We start from the raw sequence: 17,652 nt of genomic DNA, 5'->3' as shown, positions 1-17,652 counted from the left end.
CCGCGGCCCTACCCGCTCACCAGGATGCCGGCCACCTCTGCGGTGCTGTCCTCGCTGCCCACGACGACCACGACGTCCTCGGCGCCGAAGACGAACTCGGGCCCGGGGCTGGCGAACACCTGCCCGGCGCGCACGACGGCGACGATGGAGGCGCTCGTACGGGTCCGCACGCGGGCGTCCCCCATGGGGCGGCCGGCGTACGGGGAGCCGGCCGGGATGGGGATCTGCACGCTGACCAGGCCCTCGACCTGCTGGTGCAGCTGGTTGAGCCGCTGGACGATGCGGGGGGCGCCCAGCAGTTCGGCCAGGGCGTCGGCCTCCTCGTCGTTGAGCTTGACCGTCTGGCAGACCGCGTCGGGGTCGTCCTTGTCGTAGATCACCAGGTCCCGGCGGCCGGTGCGGTGGGAAATGACGCCCACGCGCTGTCCCTTGCGGGTGGTGAAATCGTGCCGCAGGCCGATTCCCGGCAGTGCTGTTTGTTCGACCTCCACGTATCCCCACCCGTCCAGATCGGCATATTTCCGGACAACCCTACCAATGGTGCGCCCGGTGGCGGCCGAGGTCGCCTGCGGGCTGTCGCCGCGCGTGCGAGACTGCTCATAGCCGCGAGCCCGCCCGCACGACCGACGGCCCGCGACGCCGAAACGAGCTGCAACACCACAAGGGACAACGCACGATGCCGACCGCCCCCTCGATCCGGCTGGTTCTCGTGGAAGATCACGCCATGGTCGCGGAGGCCATCGGCCTGGCGCTCGGCCGCGCTCCCGACATCGACGTGGTGGCCCAGGCCGGCACCATCGCCGGCGCCCTGGCCGACACCGGCAGGTGCCAGCCCGACGTCGTCGTGCTCGACCGCCGCCTGCCCGACGGCGACGGCATCACGGCCATCGGCCGGCTGGCCGCCGTCGCGCCCAGGACCCGGGTGCTGGTGCTGACCGGCGAGGCGACGGCGTCCGTGGCGGCCAGGGTCGTGGCCGCCGGCGGCGCCGGGCTGGTGGTGAAGTCCTCGCGCCTGGGCGAGCTGGAGTCGGCGGTGCGGGAGGTGGCGGCCGGCGGGGTGGTGTTCGCGCCGGGGCTGCTGCCGGGCGTGCTCGACCGGCTGACCGGCCGGGCGGGCCACGTGGGCTCGGCGCTGACCGCCCGCGAGCGCGAGACGCTGCTGCTCCTGGCCGAGGGCGCCAGCACGTACGAGATCAGCGACCGCCTCGGCGTGGCCCACAACACGGCCCGCAACCACGTCCAGCACGTGCTGGAGAAGCTGGGCGCCCGCTCCAAGCTGGAGGCGGTGGCCTTCGCCCGCCGGGACGGCCTCCTGGATTGACGCAAACGCACCAGGTCACTTCCCACATCTGTATCAGCCCGCCTGGCGCGATTGCGTCTCGTGACCGGCCGCCGCACTCCGTGAGAGTAGAGGCGTGGTAAGTAAGGAGGTCGAGCCGTACCAGGTGGACACCCGTTTGCCCCAGGAGATGGGCAGCATCACAGAGGCCCGGCGCCTGGCCCGCGTGGCCCTGCGCGAATGTGGCTACCTGGGGCGCCACGAGGACGTCCTGTTAGTGGTGTCGGAGCTGGTGACGAACGCGCTCGTGCACGGGGACGGCCCGCCCGAGCTGCGCCTGCGGGCCGACGCGTCGTGGGTGCGGGTCGAGGTCGGCGACAGCGGCGCACAGCTGCCCGAGGCGCGCGAGCCGGGGCCGGCGAGCGGCTGGGGGCTGCACGTCGTCCGGCTGCTGTCCACCGGCTGGGGCGTCTCGCCAGGTGAGGGCGGCAAAGTGGTGTGGTGCGAGCTGGCTGCCCGGCTCGCTCCCCTTCAGGCGGGTCCGGCCGAGGCCTGAATCCGGTTTGGCTCTCTGTGCTGGTCATGAAAGGCTGCGGTATGCCTGAGCATGGCCAGTCCCAGGAGGATATGAGGCTGCTCGTCCAGAGCATCCTTGACTACGCCATCTTCATGCTCGACCCGCGCGGCGTGATCGTCAGCTGGAACGTGGGTGCGCAGCGCATCAAGGGCTACTCCGCCGAGGAGATCATCGGCACCCACTTCTCCGTCTTCTACCCGCCCGAGGACGTCGCGGCGGGCAGGCCCGCCAAGGGCCTGGCGGAGGCCGCCGCCGACGGCCGGTGGGAGGAGGAGGGGTGGCGGGTGCGCAAGGACGGCACCCGGTTCTGGGCCAGCGTGGTCATCACCGCCCTGTACGACGACGGCGGCGGCCTGCGCGGATTCGGCAAGGTGACCCGCGACCTGACCGAGCGGCGCAGCATGTCCAGGGCGCTGGACGAGCGCGGCCTGCTGCTGGCCCGCCTGGTCCAGGCCCAGGAGCGGGAGCGCCGCCGCATCGCCTCGGGCGTGCACGACGACACCATCCAGTCCATGGTCGCGGTGGGGATGCGGCTGCGGACGTGGGCGGAGAAGCTGCCGGAGGAGCACGCCGCCGAGGTGCGCACGCTCGACGAGACCGTGGAGGCCGCCGTGAACCGCCTGCGCGACCTCGCCTTCAGCCTGCGCCCGCCCGCCGAGGGCCTGGTGGAGAGCCTGGCCGCCTACCTGGACCAGGTGAAGGCCGGCACGGGCCTGACCCATGAGCTGCGGGCCGACCTGGACGGCGAGCCGCCGGCCGAGACCGTGGTCACCGTCTACCGCATCTGCCAGGAAGCCCTGACGAACGTGCGCAAGCACGCCGGCGCGAGCCGGGTCACGGTGGAGCTGTCCTCGCTCGACCTGGGCGTGCACGTCACCGTCCAGGACGACGGCGCCGGCCTTGAGCCGTCCCCGCTCCCGTCCCCGTCCCCGTCCCCGTCCCCGGACGCGGAGGCGAGGCACTTCGGGCTGATCGAGATGCGCGAGCGCGCGGAGGCGGCGGGCGGCTGGTGGCACATCCGCGGCACGCCGGGCGGGGGCACGACGGTGGAGTTCTGGGTGCCGGCCGTCCCGCTCGCCCGCCGCGACCACGGCGAAGACCCCTGAGCCGCTCCCCGCCGTCGCAGGCGGGAGAAGGCCGTAGTCAGGGAACGGTCGCGGTCGGGGAGCGGTCGGGGCGGTGCCGCCTGTTACGAGCCGTCGCCGGTCAGCGCGTACGCCTGCCGGGCGATCTCCCATTCCTCGTCCGTCGGGATGACCAGCGCCGCCACCTCCGACCCCGGCGGCGAGACCGCCCGCTCCAGCGACGAGGCCGCCTCGTTGAGCGCCGGGTCCACCGCGATGCCCAGCCGCTCCAGCCCGGCCAGGGACTCGGCCCGGGTGGCGGCGTCGTGCTCGCCCACCCCGCCGGTGAACACGATCGCGTCCACCCGGCCGAGCAGCGCGTAGTAGGCGCCGACGTATTTGCGGATGCGCCGCGTGTAGACGTCGAGGGCCAGCCGGGCGCCGGCGTCGCCACTGGCGCGCACCTCCCGCATGTCGCCGGTCCCCGTGAGCGCGAGCAGCCCGCCCTGGTGGCTGAGCAGGTGTTCCACCCGCTGGGCGTCGAGCCCCTCCACCCGGGCGAGGTAGCCGCCGATCGCGGGGTCCACGTCGCCCGAGCGGGTGCCCATGACCAGCCCCTCCAATGGGGTCAGGCCCATGGAGGTGTCGACGCTGCGGCCGCCGGAGACGGCGGTCGCGCTGGCGCCGTTGCCCAGGTGCAGCACGATCAGGTTGAGCTCGGCCAGGTCGCGGCCGAGCACGGCGGCGGCGCGGCGGGAGACGTAGGCGCACGAGGTGCCGTGGAAGCCGAAGCGCCGCACGCCGAGCCGCTCGCGCCAGTCGCGGGGCACCGCGTACGTGTACGCCTCCGGCGGCAGCGTGCGGTGGAACGCCGTGTCGAACACCGCCACCTGCGGCACCTCGGGGAACGCCTTGCGCGCGAGCCGGATGCCGGCCAGGTTGACCGGGTTGTGCAGCGGCGCGAGCGGGGCCAGCTCCTCGATGGCGGCGATCACGTCGTCGTCGACCAGCACGGGCTCGGTGAACCGGGCACCGCCGTGCACGACGCGGTGCCCGACCGCGACGGGGTCGAGCTCCGGCCCCGCCGTCCCGAACGCCTCCATGACCGCGGCCAGCCCCTCGTCGTGCCCCGCGAAGCGGGCCTGCCTCTCGTAGGGCGGCCCGTCGCCCACACGGTGCGACAGGCGTCCCAGCTCCTCGCCGATGCGCTCCACCAGCCCGCGGGCGGGCCGTTCACCGGTCCGCATGTCGACGAGCTCGTACTTGATGGACGAGGAGCCGGTGTTCAGGACGAGAATGCGGCCGGCCATGTCCACGATCTTATCTCCGCGGGGTCCTCCCCATGATCCCGCGTGTACGCCCGCGCCCGCAGCCGCTCGTCGGTCATGTGCTGGCGCAGGTGGGCCTGCGTGGCGCCGAGGCCGGGCACCCGGTCGATCACGTCGAGCACCAGGTGGTAGCGGTCGATGTCGTTCAGCATGCACATGTCGAACGGCGTCGTCGTGGTGCCCTCCTCCTTGTAGCCGCGCACGTGGATGTTGTCGTGGCCGTGCCGGCGGTAGGTGAGCTGGTGGATGAGCGACGGGTAGCCGTGGAAGTTGAAGATGACCGGCCTGTCGGTGGTGAACAGGGTGTCGAACTCGGCGTCCTCCATGCCGTGGGGGTGCTCCGAGGGCGGTTGCAGGCGCATGAGGTCCACGACGTTGACGACGCGTACCTTGAGCTCGGGCAGGTGCTCGCGCAGCAGCGCGGCGGCGGCCAGCGTCTCCAGGGTGGGCACGTCGCCCGCGCAGGCGAGCACCACGTCCGGCTCGCTGCCCTGGTCGGTGGAGGCCCATGGCAGGATGCCGAGCCCGCGCGTGTTGTGCGCGATGGCCTCGTCCATGGTGAACAGGTCGAGCACCGGCTGCTTGCCGGCGACGATCACGTTGACGTAGTCGCGCGAGCGCAGGCAGTGGTCGCCGACCGAGAGCAGGGTGTTGGCGTCCGGCGGCAGGTAGACCCGCACCACCGACGCCTTCTTGTTCGCCACGACGTCGAGGAAGCCGGGGTCCTGGTGGCTGAAGCCGTTATGGTCCTGCCGCCACACGTGCGAGGACAGCAGGTACGTCAGCGACGCCACCGGCCGCCGCCACGGGATCTTCTGCGACGACTCCAGCCACTTGGCGTGCTGGTTGAACATCGCGTCCACGATGTGGATGAACGCCTCGTAGCAGTTGAACAGCCCGTGCCGCCCGGTCAGCAGGTAGCCCTCCAGCCAGCCCTGGCACAGGTGCTCGCTCAGCACCTCCATGACCCGCCCGCCGGCGCCCAGGTTCTCGTCCGTCGGCAGCAGCTCGGCGTCCCAGGCCCGGTCGGTGACCTCGAACACCTCGGACAGCCGGTTGGACGCCGTCTCGTCCGGGCCCATCAGCCGGAACGTGCTCGGATTGGCCGCGATCACGTCGCGCAGGAACCCGCCGAGCACCCGCGTGGGCTCGCTCGACTGCTCCGCCGGGGCCTTGACCTCGACCGCGAGCCGCCGGAAGTCCGGCAGCCGCAGCGGCTCCAGCAGCTCGCCGCCGTTGGTGTGGGGGTTGGCGCTCATCCTGCGCGGGCCGCTCGGCACCGTGTCCAGGATCCCGGCGACCGGCCGGCCGTCGGAGCCGAACAGCTCCTCCGGCCGGTACGAGCGCATCCACTCCTCGAGCATGCCCAGGTGGGTGGGGTTCTCGCGGACCTTGGCCAGCGGCACCTGGTGCGCGCGCCACGTGCCCTCGACCGGCAGGCCGTCCACCTCGCGGGGCCCGGTCCAGCCCTTGGGCGTGCGCAGGATGATCATCGGCAGTCGGGCCGCGTCGCCCGCCTTGTAGGCGGCCATCTCCTCGAACGCCAGGTCCAGCGTGCCGGCCATCTCCTCGTGGTCGGCGCCGACGAGGTGGGGGCGGTAGCCGTAGCCCTCCATGAGCTTGATCAGCTCCGGCTCCGGGATGCGGGCCAGGACGGTCGGGTTGGCGATCTTGTAGCCGTTGAGGTGCAGGATGGGCAGGACCATCCCGTCGCGGCGGCGGTCCAGGAACTTGTTGGAGTGCCAGCTCGCGGCCAGCGGGCCGGTCTCGGCCTCGCCGTCGCCGATGATGCAGGCCACCACCAGGTCGGGGTTGTCGAAGGCGGCGCCGTACGCGTGCGCGAGCGCGTACCCCAGCTCGCCGCCCTCGTGGATCGAACCGGGCGTCTCCGGCGCGACGTGGCTCGGGATGCCGCCGGGGAAGGAGAACTGGCGGAACAGCCGCCGCATGCCCTCCACGTCCTGCGACACGTCCGGATACCGCTCGGAGTACGACCCCTCCAGCCACGCGTGCGCCACCGCCGCCGGGCCGCCGTGGCCGGGGCCGGCGATGTAGATCATGTCCTGGTCCCGCTCGCGGATCACCCGGTTGAGGTGCGCGAAGCAGAAGTTGAGGCCGGGCGTCGTGCCCCAGTGGCCGAGCAGGCGCGGCTTGATGTGCTCCGGCCGCAGCGGCTCCGTCAGCAGCGGATTGTCCAGCAGGTAGATCTGCCCCACGGACAGGTAGTTGGCCGCCCGCCAGTACGCGTCTATATGGTCCATGCCCCTGCTGATTCCTCGACAGGGCGGAATGAATCCCCGATAAGGTGCCGAACATGGAGTTCAGGAGCTCGCGCTGGTATTCAGGCAACGACCGGAACTCCTACATACACCGGGCATGGATGCGGCGCGGCCTGCCGCAGGAGGCGTTCGAGGGCGGCAAGCCGCACATCGCGATCGCCAACACCGCCTCCGATCTCACGCCCTGCAACTCCCACCTGAACGAGGTCGCCCGGAGCGTCATGAACGGCGTGTGGGAGGCCGGCGGCGTGCCGCTCAACCTGCCCGTCGTCTCCCTCGGCGAGACGAACGTCCGCCCCACCGCGATGCTGTGGCGCAACCTGGCCGCCATGGCCACCGAGGAGATGCTGCGCGCCAACCCCATCGACGGCGTGGTGCTGCTCGGCGGCTGCGACAAGACGATCCCGTCGCTGCTGATGGCCGCCGCCTCCGTCGACCTGCCCGCCCTCGTGGTGCCCGGCGGGCCCATGCTGACCGGGCACTTCCGCGGGGCGCTGCTCGGCTGCGGCACCGACGTGTGGCGGCTCAGCGAGGAGGTGCGCGCGGGCACGCTCTCCCGCGAGGCGTTCCTCCGGTCCGAGTCGTCCATGATCCGCAGCCGCGGCCACTGCAACACGATGGGCACCGCCTCCACCATGGCCTGCATGGCCGAGGCGCTCGGCATGACCCTGCCCGGCACCGCCGGCACCCCGGCCCCCGACAGCCGCCTGCTCGAACGCTCCCACGAGAGCGGCCGCCTGGCCGTCGAGCTGGTCAAGGAGGGCCGCCGCCCGAGCCAGGTGATGACCAGGGCTTCCTTCCTCAACGCCATCGTCACGCTGGCCGCCGTCGGCGGCTCCACCAACGCCGTCGTGCACCTGCTCGCCATCGCCGGCCGGCTCGGCGTCCAGCTGGACCTGGACGACTTCGACCGCACCGGCTCCGGCGTGCCGCTGCTGGTCGACCTGCAGCCGGCCGGGCGGCACCTGATGGACGACCTGTTCAGGGCCGGGGGCCTGGCGGCCGTGCTGAAGGAGGTCGAGGACCTGCTCGACCCGGCCGCGATCACCGTCACCGGGCGCCCGCTGGTCGAGCACCTCGCCGGGGCCGAGATCTGGGACGAGGACGTCATACGGCGGCGCTCGGCCCCGCTGCTGCCCGACGCGGGCATCGCCGTCCTGCGCGGCAACCTCGCGCCGGGCGGGGCGGTGATCAAGCCCGCCGCCGCCTCGCCCGAGCTGCTGCGCCACCGCGGCCGGGCCGTCGTCTTCGACAGCGTCGAGGACGTCCACGCCCGCCTCGACTCGCCCGACCTCGACGTGGACGAGACCTCGGTGCTGGTGCTGCGCGGCTGCGGGCCCAAGGGCTATCCGGGCATGCCGGAGGTCGGCAACCTGCCGCTGCCGGCCAAGCTGCTGGAGAAGGGCGTGCGCGACATGGTACGCATCAGCGACGCCCGCATGAGCGGCACCGCGTACGGCACGGTCGTGCTGCACGCCGCGCCCGAGGCCGCCGCCGGCGGGCCCCTGTCCCGGGTGCGCACCGGCGACCCGATCGTGCTCGACGTGGCCGCCCGCCGCCTCGACGTGGACGTCCCCGACGCGGAGCTGGCCGCCAGGGAGCCGGTCATGACCGGGCACGCCCGGCCCGTACGCGGCTGGGAGCGCCTCTACGTCGAGCACGTCACCCAGGCCGACCGCGGCGCCGACCTCGACTTCCTGGTCGGCTCCGGCGGCGACCACGTGGGCCGCGAATCTCACTGAGGGGCTTAAAGACTCCGCTCCGCCATGCGCGGAATCAACCGCGGGGGGTACGGGGTTACGGGACGATGGAACCAGGCATGATCGGGTTGGCGACGCGAGGAGGAAGAGCGTGAACGGCGACATCACCCAGAGCCAGGAGTGGGCGGCCCTGGGCAAGCACCACGAGGAGCTGGCGGGCAGGCATCTGCGCGAGCTGTTCGCGGACGACCCGGGGCGGGCCGGGCGCATGACGGTGACCGCCGGCGACCTCTACCTCGACTACGCCAAGCACCGCGCCACGCAGGAGACCATCGACCTGCTCACGGCCCTGGCCGAGCGGGCGGGGCTGCGCGAGCGCATCGCGGCCATGTTCGGCGGCGAGCACATCAACGTCAGCGAGGACCGCGCGGTCCTGCACGTCGCGCTGCGCATGCCGCGCGAGGCGAAGCTCGTCGTGGACGGGCAGGACGTCGTGGCCGACGTGCACGCCGTGCTCGACAAGATGAGCGCCTTCGCCGACCGGGTCAGGTCCAAGGAGTGGAAGGGCGCCACCGGCAAGCCGATCGAGACCGTCGTCAACATCGGCATCGGCGGCTCCGATCTCGGCCCCGCCATGGCCTACGAGGCGCTGCGCGACTACGCCGACGCCGGCATCTCGGCCAGGTTCGTCTCCAACATCGACCCGGCCGACATCACCGGCAACCTCGCCGGCCTCGACCCGGCGACCACGCTGGTCGTGGTCAGCTCCAAGACCTTCACCACGCTGGAGACGCTCACCAACGCCAGGGTCGCGCGCCGCTGGCTGGTCGAGGCGCTCGGCGAGGACGCGGTCTCCAAGCACTTCGTCGCCGTCTCCACCAACGCCGCCAAGGTCGCGGAGTTCGGCATCGACACCGACAACATGTTCGGTTTCTGGGACTGGGTCGGCGGCCGCTACTCCTACGACGGCGCCATCGGCCTGTCCCTGATGATCGCGGTCGGGCCCGAGCGGTTCCGCGAGATGCTGGCCGGCTTCCACACCATGGACCAGCACTTCCGCACGACCCCGTTCGAGGCCAACATGCCGGTCCTGATGGCCCTGCTCGGGGTGTGGTATACCGACTTCTTCGACGCCGAGACCCGCGCCGTCCTGCCCTACAGCCAGCGGCTGCACCGCTTCCCGGCCTACCTGCAGCAGCTCACGATGGAGTCCAACGGCAAGTCCGTGCGCGCCGACGGCACCCCCGTCACCGCCCGCACCGGCGAGATCTTCTGGGGTGAGCCGGGCACCAACGGCCAGCACGCCTTCTACCAGCTCCTGCACCAGGGCACCCGGCTCGTGCCGGCCGACTTCATCGGCTTCGCCGAGCCCCACGAGGACCGCGAGGGCATGCACGACCAGCTCGCCGCCAACCTCTTCGCCCAGACCACCGCGCTGGCGTTCGGCAAGACGGCCGACGAGATCGCCGCCGAGGGCACCGCGCCGGAGATCGTGCCGCACAAGGTGATGCCGGGCAATCGCCCCACCTCCACGATCCTCGCTCCCAAGCTCACCCCCTCCACGCTGGGCCAGCTCGTCGCCCTCTACGAGCACATCGTGTTCGTCGAGGGCACGATCTGGGGCGTCGACTCCTTCGACCAGTGGGGCGTCGAGCTGGGCAAGAAGATGGCGCTCGACCTGGCGCCCGCGCTCACCTCCGACGAGCCGCCCACCGCCTTCCCCGACGCCTCCACCGAACAGCTGATCCGCAAATACCGGGAGCTGCGCGGAAGGCGCGCCTGAGATGGCGCACGACAAGGAGCAGGCGGGCGCGCTGGTCCTGTTCGGGGTCACCGGTGACCTCGCCCGCAAGATGCTCCTGCCCGCGCTCTACCACCTGACCGCCGACAGCCGGCTCGACCTGCCGGTCATCGGCGTGGCCAAGACCGACCTCGACCTCGACGGGCTGCGCGAGCACGCCCGCGAGGCCTGCGGCGGCGTCCGCGACGCGGCGTTCGAGAAGCTGGCGGGCAACCTGCGGCTGGTCGCCGGCGACTACCGCGACCCCGGCACGTTCGCCCGGCTGCGCGACGAGGTGGCGGGCAAGGGCTTCCTGGTCCACTACCTGGCGGTGCCGCCGTCGCTGTTCGCGCCGGTCGCCGAGGGCCTTTCGGGGGTGGGCCTCAACCGTGACTCGCGGCTCGTGGTGGAGAAGCCGTTCGGGCACGACCTCGACTCGGCCCGCAGCCTCAACGACGAGCTGCTCAAGCACTTCGACGAGGACCACCTGCGCCGGGTCGACCACTTCCTGGGCAAGGAGCCGGTCGAGGACCTCATGGTCTTCCGGTTCGCCAACACGCTGCTGGAGCCCATCTGGAACCGCTCCCACATCCGCAGCGTGCAGATCACCATGGCGGAAGACTTCGACGTACGCGACCGGGGCGCCTTCTACGACGCCAACGGCACCATCCGGGACGTGGTGCAGAATCACCTGCTCCAGCTCCTGGCCATCCTCGCGATGGACCCGCCGCCGTCCACCGACGCCCGGGCCCAGCTCGACGAGAAGTGGCGGGTGCTGCGCGCCGTCCAGGCCATCGCGCCCGCCGACGTCGTACGCGGCCAGTACGCCGGCTACCTCGACACCGACGGCGTGCGCCCCGGCTCCACCACCGAGACCTACGTCGCCCTGCGCGCCTACATCGACAACTGGCGCTGGGCCGGGGTGCCGTGGTGCATCCGCTCCGGCAAGGGCCTGCCCACCACCGACCTGGAGATCGTCGCCGAGCTGCGCAGGCCGCCGGTGACGATGTTCGGCAACGGCGGCGCCCCCGACAGCCCCAACCTCGTCAGGTTCCGGCTCCAGCCCGACGCCGGGGTGACGTTCGACCTGCTGGCCAAGGAGCCGGGCAAGCAGCACACCCGGCCGGTGCCGGTCAGCGTCGACTTCACCAAGGTGCTCGGGCCGATGGAGGCCGCCTACGAGCGCATCCTGGCCGACGCCGTCAGCGGCGACCCGCGCAGGTTCGCCAGGTTCGACCTGGTGGAGGAGTCGTGGCGGATCGTGCAGCCGGTGCTCGACCTGACGGACGCGCCGTTGCCGTACGCGAAGGGGTCCTGGGGGCCGGATCGGGCGGCGGAGATCCCGCCGGACGGCTGGCACGAGATCTCCACGACGTTCGACTGACCGCCTCCCACGCCCCTTCTCCCGCGTGCCCGGCGCCTCCCCTTCGCCCCCTACCTGATCGTCGCTCCCGGAGGAGACCTTCACCGGAGTGCGGTGGGTAGGAGGAGAGGGCGGGAGGTCCGGGAGGCCCGTGAGCAGGCGACGACCAGCGGCGTTCGACGGGGCGGCGTCCCGGGGTGACGATGGGGGGATGGACATCATGGAGCTGGTGGAACAGTCGAAGGACGCCGCGACCGTCAAACGCGTCTTCGGCGAGCCGATCCAACACGGCGACGTCGTCGTCATCCCGGTCGCCAGGGTCGCCCAGGGCGGCGGCGGGGGCCAGGGCCAGAACCGGGGCGAGAAGGGCGAGGAGGGCGGAGGCAGCGGCGGCGGCTTCGGCTTCGGGGCCACCCCGGCGGGGGTGTTCGTGCTCAAGGACGGCGACGCCCTGTGGCGGCCGGCCGTCGACGTCAACCGCATCGTCATCGGCGGGCAGCTCGTCGCGGTCGTGCTGCTGCTGACGCTGCGGGCCATCTTCACGAAGCGGCGCCGCAAGCGCTGACGAGCCGAGACGGCACACGTGCTGACCGACCTGCTCGACGACGCGGAGCTGCCCGGCCATGCCTTCCTGATGCCCGGGTCGAACCTGCCGGTCCGGGTGGCCCGGCTGGACGGCTCCGCGACGCTCGTACGCTTCCCGCCCGGATGGGCCCGGCCCGAGCACGGCCACTACCTGGCCGGGGAGGAGTTCGTGCTGCTGGCGGGCGAGCTGCACGTCTCCGGCATCACCTACCTGCCGGGCCAGCACGGCTGGCTGCCCGCCGGCGCCCTGCGCCACTCCGGGGCCGCGCCGCGTGGCGCGCTGGCGTTCATGGCCTTCTCCGGCCCGGCCACCTGGGTGCGCAGCGAGCTCGACGAGCCGGACGGGCCCTCCCAGCGCACGCCGCTGGAGACCGTCGTCATCCCGAGCGGCGGCCTGCCGCTCACGCCGCACTCCGCCCTGCTCGACATTCCCATCCCGCTCGACCGGCCCGCCGAGATGATCACCGTGCCGACGTGGACGTGGGAGCGGTCCGCCTTGATCCCCGAGGGGAGGGTGCTCGTAAGGTGGACGCCATGACCTCTATGGCGCAGATCGCGGCTTTCGGTGGAGTGGTGCTGCTCGGGGCGATGTCGCCCGGCCCGGACTTCGCGGTGGTGGTACGCCGCTCGGCCGTCTCGGGGCGCGGGCCCGGCATGGCGGCCGCGGCGGGGATCGCCGTGGGCGTCTTCGCCTGGGTCGTGGCGGCCGCCACCGGTATCGCGGCCCTGCTGGCCGCCTCGGCCCTGGCGTTCACCGTGGTCAAGGTGGCCGGCGCCGCCTACCTGCTCTACCTCGGGGTCAGGGCGCTGCGCTCGGCCTGGCGCGGGGGCGGGGAGCTGCGGCTCGACGTCCCCGACCCGGGCGGGCGCGGCTCGTGGGCGGCGTTCGCCGAAGGGCTGCTGACCAACGTCCTCAACCCGAAGGCGGCGCTGTTCTTCGTGGCCCTGGTGCCCCAGTTCCTCAGCTCGGGAGCGTCCGCGCTGATGCTCTCGGGGGTGGCGCTGGCGGGCACGGTCGCCTGGTTCCTGGTGGTGGCCAACGTGGTGGGGACGCTGCGCAGGGTGTTCGCCCGGCAGGCCGTACGCAGGGCGGTGGACGGACTCACGGGCGCCGCCCTCATCGGCCTCGGCATCAAGCTGGCCGCCTCCAGCCGCCCCTGACCTCCGGCCGCCCATGACCTCCGGCTACCCCTGACTGCCTGCCGTTCCTTAGTGTCGGCCGTTCCTGACCGCTGACCGCTCCTGAGCGCCGGCCCGCGCGCACTATGCGGCGCGCGCTATTCGGCGCGTGTCATGCGATGGTCACGCCGAGCAGGTGGCCCAGGGCGAAGGTGACGGTGGCCGCCCCCACGCCCAGGGCGAGCTGGCGCAGGCCGCCCCGCCACCACGGCCGCGCGGTCATCACCGCCACGGCCGACCCGAACCCGAACAGCGCCACCACGCTCAACACCAGCGCCACCACCAGCCCGGACGCCCCGAACAGGAACGGCACCAGCGGCACCAGCGCCCCGACCGAGAACGCGCAGAACGACGAGCCGGCCGCCAGCAAGGGGGAGGGCAGGTCATCCGGGTCGACGCCGAGCTCCTCCCGGACGTGCACCCGCAACGCCTGCTCCGGATCGGCCGACAACCCGTCGGCCACCCGCTCGGCCAGCTCGGCGTCGAGCCCGCGCGCCCGGTAGAGTGCCGCCAGCTCGGCCCGCTCGCCGACGGGGTTACGGGCCAGCTCGCGCCGCTCGACGGCGATCTCGGCGCGCATCAGCTCGGTCTGGGACTTCACCGACGTGTACTCCCCGGCCGCCATGGAACAGGCCCCGGCCAGCAGCCCGGCACACCCGGCCAGCACCGCCCCCTGCCCGGCCCCCGCCGCGCCGACGACCCCGGCGATCAACGCGAAGTTGGACACGAGCCCGTCCATCGCCCCGAACACCGCCGGCCGCAGCCAGCCGCCGGTAACGTCCCGGTGGCTGTGGTGCTGCTCGGGGGGATGCGGGCGGGCGAGCTCGATGGTCATGCAATTCCTCCGTATATGTACCCCTCTTTTTAGAAATGTGGCATATGCGGCCAAGATCCGCAACGAAGGAGAGGCTTCCCTGACCTGCGGAAACCCGGCCACAGGACCGCAGAGTGCCGTGCGAGTCAGGGCCGGCTCGCTGCCGGTCGTGCCGCTCCGGGAGGTGATCTGCCCAGCCGACTATAACGGTCCTGACCGTAAATAGGCGATTGTCGTACTGTCAGGACCCTTGCCGTTCGGCCGGAGGGGCGCTGCGATGATGGCCTCCCTTCCTGACAGATCGGAGACGACCGTGCGCATCGCCCTCGCCGGGCTGGCCACCAGCCATCCCTTCACCGACGCCCGCACCCTGGCCCGCCACGCCGAGCTCGTCGTGTGGGAGCCGGATCCCGAGCGGCTGCGGCGCTTCACCGCGGAGAATCCCGCGGCGAAGGTGGCGGGCAGCCTGGAGGAGGCGCTGGCGGGCGGGATCGACGGGGTGGTGCTGACCGTGCCCAACCCGCAGGTGCCGCTGGCGCTGGCCAGGGTCCTGGAGACGGGCGTGGCCTGCTTCGTCAACAAGCCCGCCGCCGCGGCCCGGGCCCAGCTGGACGAGCTCGACCGGCTGCCCATCCACGACCGCGTGCTGTCCGGCTCGGTGCTGCGCTTCGCCCCGGCCTTCGCGGGCGCGCGGGCCGAGCGGAGCGAGGTGCTGGCCGTGCGCGCCACCGTACGGCACGACGTGGGGATCTGGGCGACCGGCTACAACGCCTGGCAGGACACGCCGGGCGAGGGCGGCGGGACGATGGTGACCATGGGGATCCACGGCGTGGAGCTGCTGGTGGCCCTGCTGGGTCCCGCCGTCCGGCTGGTGGGGGCGGCCGGGGCCAGGCGGCACTACGCGTCGCTGCGCTCGGAGGACACCGGGGTGATGGCGTTGCGCTGGGACGACGGCATCACCGGCACGGTCGAGATCCTCGGCGTCTCGGAGTCCGAGTCGTACGCCGTCACCCTGCACAAGCGGGACTCCACCGAGACCATCGTGATCGAGGGCGGGGACGATCCGGTGAAGGGGCTCGGGTACGAGGGGACGATCGAGGCCTTTCTCGCCATGGTGGGCGGGGCGCCCAGCCCGGTGCCGTGGCAGGAGACCAGGGCCGTGCTCGACGTGATCGTTTCGGCTCGCGAAAGCGCGCTCCCCGCCCGCGGGAGCGCCTGACCCGGCCCCTGGAAGCACCCCTGGCCGGGGCCGTCGCGGCGCCTGGCCCGAGCCCTTGGCCGGGCCGCAACGGCGCCTGGCCCAAGCCCCTGTCCGGGCCGTAACGCGCCTGGCCCGAGCCTCCGGCCCGGGCCGTAACGGTGCCTGACCAGGTCGTGCCCGTTGACAGCCGGAGCTCCGTCCGGTTACGGTCTGGACCGTAAATAAGGGATGGAGGAGACCGCGTGCGGACGACAGCGGAACTCGAGGAGCGGCTGGCACGGCCGAGTGCCGGGCTCATCGACGATCTGGGCAGGCTCGACGGCGACATCATGATCCTGGGCGCCGGTGGCAAGCTCGGCCCGAGCCTGGTGCGGCTGGCCCTGAACGCCGGCCGGGGAGACCGGCGGATCATCGCGGTGTCGCGCTTCTCCGAGCCAGGGCTGGCCCGGGCACTCCAGGACGCGGGCGCCACCGTGGTGGCCGCCGACGTCGCCGACGACCGCGCCCTGCGCGAGCTCCCCGACGCGCCCAACGTCGTGTTCCTGGTGGGGGCCAAGTTCGGTACGCAGGGCCGCGAGCACGCCACCTGGTTCACCAACGCCTACCTGCCCGGCCGGGTGGCCGACCGCTTCGCCGGCGCCAGGATCGCGGCACTGTCCACCGGGAACGTCTACCCCCTCGTCCCCGTGGGCGGTGGCGGCAGCACGGAAGACTCGCCCGTCGGCCCCGTGGGCGACTACGCGATGAGCTGCCTGGGCAGGGAACGCGTGCTGACGCACTTCGCCGAGACGAACGGCACCCGCCTGTCGCTGATCCGCCTCAACTACGCGGTCGAGCTCCGCTACGGGGTGCTCGTGGACCTGGCCCAGAAGGTGCTCGCCGGCGAGCCCATCGACCTGGCCACGGGGCAGGTGAACGTGGTCTGGCAGGGCTACGCCAACGAGGTCGCGCTCCGGTCCCTGCTGCTGGCCGACGTACCGCCGTACGTGCTCAACGTCACCGGGCCCGAGCTCGTCTCGGTGCGCAGGGCGGCGCTGGACCTTGGCGCCGCGCTCGGCAAGGAGCCGGTGTTCACCGGCGAGGAGGCGCCGACGGCGCTGCTCTCGAACGCCTCCAGATGCCACCGCCTGTTCGGCTACCCCGAGCTGACCCCCGCCGAACTCATCGAGCACACGGCGCGCTGGGTCGCGGACGGCGGCCCGCTGCTCGGCAAGCCCACCAAGTTCGAACGCCGCGACGGGCGTTTCTGATCCGCGTGCTCACTTCAGCAGAAAAGAGGGGGACCCACGTGCTCAGCACGGCTCCAGAGGCGCAGACGTCCGTGCGCGACCTGTTCAGGCGTGGCCTGGTGATCCCGGCTCATCCCCTTGCCCTGACCGGGGACAGGCGGCTGGACGAGCGCCGCCAGCGTGCTCTGACGCGTTACTACGTGGAGGCCGGGGCCGGCGGGCTGGCGGTGGGCGTGCACACCACGCAGTTCGCCATTCACGGCACCGACCTGCTGCCGCCCGTGCTCGAACTGGCCGCCGCCACGGCCGGGGAGTTCCGGCGCAAGGTGGTGCTGGTGGCGGGCGCGACCGGGCCCACCGCGCAGGCGGTGGCGGAGGCCGAGCTGGCCAGGTCGCTGGGGTATCACATGGTGCTGCTCAGCCCGTACCGGGAGCTGGACGAGGACGGGCTGATCGAGCGGGCCAGGGCCGTGGGCGAGGTGCTGCCGGTGATCGGCTTCTACCTGCAGCCCGCGGTGGGCGGGCGCGCCCTGTCACGGGAGTTCTGGACGCGGCTGGCGGCGATCGAGTCGGTGGTCGGGATCAAGGTCGCCCCCTTCGATCGTTACCGCACGCTCGACGTGCTGCACGGCGTCGTACGGGCGGGGCGGGCCGGCGAGGTGGCGCTCTACACGGGCAACGACGACCACATCCTGGCCGATCTCATCACCTCGCACTGGGTGGTCGTGGACGGGCGCGAGGTGGAGGTGGAGTTCGTCGGCGGGCTGCTCGGCCAGTGGGCGGTCTGGGTGCGGCGGGCCGTGGAGCTGCTGGAGGAGGCCACGCTGGCCCGCTCCGGCGACGACGGGGCGGTGCGCAGGCTGCTCAGCCTCGACGGCCACCTCACGGACGCCAACGCGGCCATCTTCGACTCGGCGAACGGCTTCCACGGGTGCATCCCGGGCATCCACGAGGTGCTGCGCCGGCAGGGCCTGCTGGCGGGCCGCTGGTGCCTCGACCCGGCAGAGGAGCTCTCGCCGGGCCAGCTCGCGGAGATCGACCGGATCTGGGCGGCCTACCCGTGGCTCCGCGACGACGACTTCGTGGCCGAGGGCCTGGACCGATGGCTCGCCTGACCGCCCAGGCGCCCCTGAACCACCGGGTGCCCCTCAACGGCCGGGCGTTCCTGAACGGCGGGGTGCCCTGCAACGGCCGGGCGCGCTATGACGGTCCGGCGCGCTATGACGGTCCGGCGCGCTACGACGGTCCGGCGCGCTACGACGGCCGGGCGCTCT

Annotated in this window: 16 protein-coding genes; 12 read left to right on the top strand and 4 right to left on the bottom strand. The window is 72.5% G+C overall.

The annotated features are described in order from the left end of the window. Window positions 1-8: 8 nt before the first annotated feature. A complete protein-coding gene (locus ACBJ59_RS02605) occupies window positions 9-491 on the bottom strand; it encodes a cation:proton antiporter regulatory subunit (protein ID WP_364126389.1) in 483 nt (160 codons plus the stop codon). A 185-nt stretch (window positions 492-676) separates the two neighbouring features. Here ACBJ59_RS02605 and ACBJ59_RS02600 point away from each other — a divergent pair, with 185 nt between their 5' ends. From ACBJ59_RS02600 to ACBJ59_RS02590, 3 genes are all read left to right on the top strand, one after another. Beyond that, entirely contained in the window at window positions 677-1,321 is a 645-nt protein-coding gene (locus ACBJ59_RS02600) for a response regulator (protein WP_375108535.1), read from the top strand. Window positions 1,322-1,415: 94 nt separating this feature from the next. Continuing rightward, complete coding sequence (locus ACBJ59_RS02595; protein ID WP_375108534.1) at window positions 1,416-1,835, top strand: ATP-binding protein; 420 nt, start codon at window positions 1,416-1,418, stop codon at window positions 1,833-1,835. Between the two features lie 71 nt (window positions 1,836-1,906). Beyond that, complete coding sequence (locus ACBJ59_RS02590; RefSeq protein ID WP_375108533.1) at window positions 1,907-2,962, top strand: PAS domain S-box protein; 1,056 nt, start codon at window positions 1,907-1,909, stop codon at window positions 2,960-2,962. A gap of 83 nt (window positions 2,963-3,045) precedes the next feature. Here ACBJ59_RS02590 and ACBJ59_RS02585 read toward each other — a convergent pair whose 3' ends face one another. After that, window positions 3,046-4,230 (bottom strand): acetate/propionate family kinase, encoded by a 1,185-nt coding sequence (locus tag ACBJ59_RS02585; RefSeq protein WP_375108532.1) that lies wholly within the window; start codon window positions 4,228-4,230, stop codon window positions 3,046-3,048. Beyond that, window positions 4,206-6,509 carry a phosphoketolase gene (locus ACBJ59_RS02580; protein WP_375108531.1) on the bottom strand — a complete coding sequence of 768 codons (2,304 nt, stop codon included), beginning with the start codon at window positions 6,507-6,509 and terminating at the stop codon, window positions 4,206-4,208. Before ACBJ59_RS02580 ends, ACBJ59_RS02585 begins: the two co-directional genes overlap by 25 nt. Before the next feature lie 53 nt (window positions 6,510-6,562). Between ACBJ59_RS02580 and ACBJ59_RS02575 the strand changes: the two genes are divergently transcribed. The 6 genes from ACBJ59_RS02575 (at window position 6,563) to ACBJ59_RS02550 (ending at window position 13,116) form a co-directional block, all read left to right on the top strand. Then, on the top strand, window positions 6,563-8,269 hold the full coding sequence (locus ACBJ59_RS02575) for an IlvD/Edd family dehydratase (protein WP_375108530.1): 1,707 nt from the start codon (window positions 6,563-6,565) through the stop codon (window positions 8,267-8,269). 109 nt (window positions 8,270-8,378) lie between these two features. Further along, complete coding sequence (gene pgi / locus ACBJ59_RS02570) at window positions 8,379-10,010, top strand: glucose-6-phosphate isomerase (RefSeq protein WP_375108529.1); 1,632 nt, start codon at window positions 8,379-8,381, stop codon at window positions 10,008-10,010. A 1-nt stretch (window position 10,011) separates the two neighbouring features. Then, on the top strand, window positions 10,012-11,391 hold the full coding sequence (gene zwf / locus ACBJ59_RS02565) for a glucose-6-phosphate dehydrogenase (RefSeq protein WP_375108528.1): 1,380 nt from the start codon (window positions 10,012-10,014) through the stop codon (window positions 11,389-11,391). Between the two features lie 190 nt (window positions 11,392-11,581). After that, window positions 11,582-11,935: a spore germination protein GerW family protein gene (locus ACBJ59_RS02560; RefSeq protein ID WP_364126368.1), complete on the top strand. Its 354-nt coding sequence runs from the start codon at window positions 11,582-11,584 to the stop codon at window positions 11,933-11,935. Window positions 11,936-11,953: 18 nt separating this feature from the next. Beyond that, window positions 11,954-12,493, top strand: a complete 540-nt coding sequence (locus ACBJ59_RS02555; RefSeq protein WP_375108527.1) for a hypothetical protein — start codon at window positions 11,954-11,956, stop codon at window positions 12,491-12,493. Next, window positions 12,490-13,116: a LysE family translocator gene (locus ACBJ59_RS02550; protein WP_375108526.1), complete on the top strand. Its 627-nt coding sequence runs from the start codon at window positions 12,490-12,492 to the stop codon at window positions 13,114-13,116. Before ACBJ59_RS02555 ends, ACBJ59_RS02550 begins: the two co-directional genes overlap by 4 nt. A 130-nt stretch (window positions 13,117-13,246) precedes the next feature. On the opposite strand, the gene ACBJ59_RS02545 is transcribed toward ACBJ59_RS02550, so the two are convergent. Continuing rightward, on the bottom strand, window positions 13,247-13,969 hold the full coding sequence (locus ACBJ59_RS02545) for a VIT1/CCC1 transporter family protein (RefSeq protein ID WP_375108525.1): 723 nt from the start codon (window positions 13,967-13,969) through the stop codon (window positions 13,247-13,249). 292 nt (window positions 13,970-14,261) lie between these two features. Between ACBJ59_RS02545 and ACBJ59_RS02540 the strand changes: the two genes are divergently transcribed. The 3 genes from ACBJ59_RS02540 (at window position 14,262) to ACBJ59_RS02530 (ending at window position 17,493) form a co-directional block, all read left to right on the top strand. Next, window positions 14,262-15,167, top strand: coding sequence for a Gfo/Idh/MocA family protein (locus tag ACBJ59_RS02540; protein WP_375108524.1), 906 nt, complete (start codon window positions 14,262-14,264; stop codon window positions 15,165-15,167). Between the two features lie 224 nt (window positions 15,168-15,391). Beyond that, window positions 15,392-16,399, top strand: coding sequence for an NAD-dependent epimerase/dehydratase family protein (locus ACBJ59_RS02535; protein ID WP_375108523.1), 1,008 nt, complete (start codon window positions 15,392-15,394; stop codon window positions 16,397-16,399). Between the two features lie 38 nt (window positions 16,400-16,437). Beyond that, window positions 16,438-17,493, top strand: a complete 1,056-nt coding sequence (locus ACBJ59_RS02530) for a dihydrodipicolinate synthase family protein (RefSeq protein WP_375108522.1) — start codon at window positions 16,438-16,440, stop codon at window positions 17,491-17,493. The last annotated feature ends 159 nt before the right edge of the window (window positions 17,494-17,652 follow it).

Source organism: Nonomuraea sp. MTCD27, assembly GCF_041950495.1.
In the GTDB taxonomy this organism is placed as follows: domain Bacteria; phylum Actinomycetota; class Actinomycetes; order Streptosporangiales; family Streptosporangiaceae; genus Nonomuraea.
Note: the sequence above shows the minus strand (reverse complement) of the source record. Positions and strands in the feature narration are given on the sequence as shown.

Excerpts from the sequence above, each read along its gene's own strand:
- ACBJ59_RS02545 (WP_375108525.1), bottom strand. The coding sequence starts at position 13,969 with ATGACCATCGAGCTCGCCCGCCCGCATCCCCCCGAGCAGCACCACAGC.
- ACBJ59_RS02585 (WP_375108532.1), bottom strand. The coding sequence starts at position 4,230 with ATGGCCGGCCGCATTCTCGTCCTGAACACCGGCTCCTCGTCCATCAAG.
- ACBJ59_RS02590 (WP_375108533.1), top strand. The coding sequence starts at position 1,907 with ATGAGGCTGCTCGTCCAGAGCATCCTTGACTACGCCATCTTCATGCTC.
- ACBJ59_RS02600 (WP_375108535.1), top strand. The coding sequence starts at position 677 with ATGCCGACCGCCCCCTCGATCCGGCTGGTTCTCGTGGAAGATCACGCC.
- ACBJ59_RS02580 (WP_375108531.1), bottom strand. The coding sequence starts at position 6,509 with ATGGACCATATAGACGCGTACTGGCGGGCGGCCAACTACCTGTCCGTG.
- ACBJ59_RS02575 (WP_375108530.1), top strand. The coding sequence starts at position 6,563 with ATGGAGTTCAGGAGCTCGCGCTGGTATTCAGGCAACGACCGGAACTCC.
- ACBJ59_RS02550 (WP_375108526.1), top strand. The coding sequence starts at position 12,490 with ATGACCTCTATGGCGCAGATCGCGGCTTTCGGTGGAGTGGTGCTGCTC.
- ACBJ59_RS02560 (WP_364126368.1), top strand. The coding sequence starts at position 11,582 with ATGGACATCATGGAGCTGGTGGAACAGTCGAAGGACGCCGCGACCGTC.
- zwf (WP_375108528.1), top strand. The coding sequence starts at position 10,012 with ATGGCGCACGACAAGGAGCAGGCGGGCGCGCTGGTCCTGTTCGGGGTC.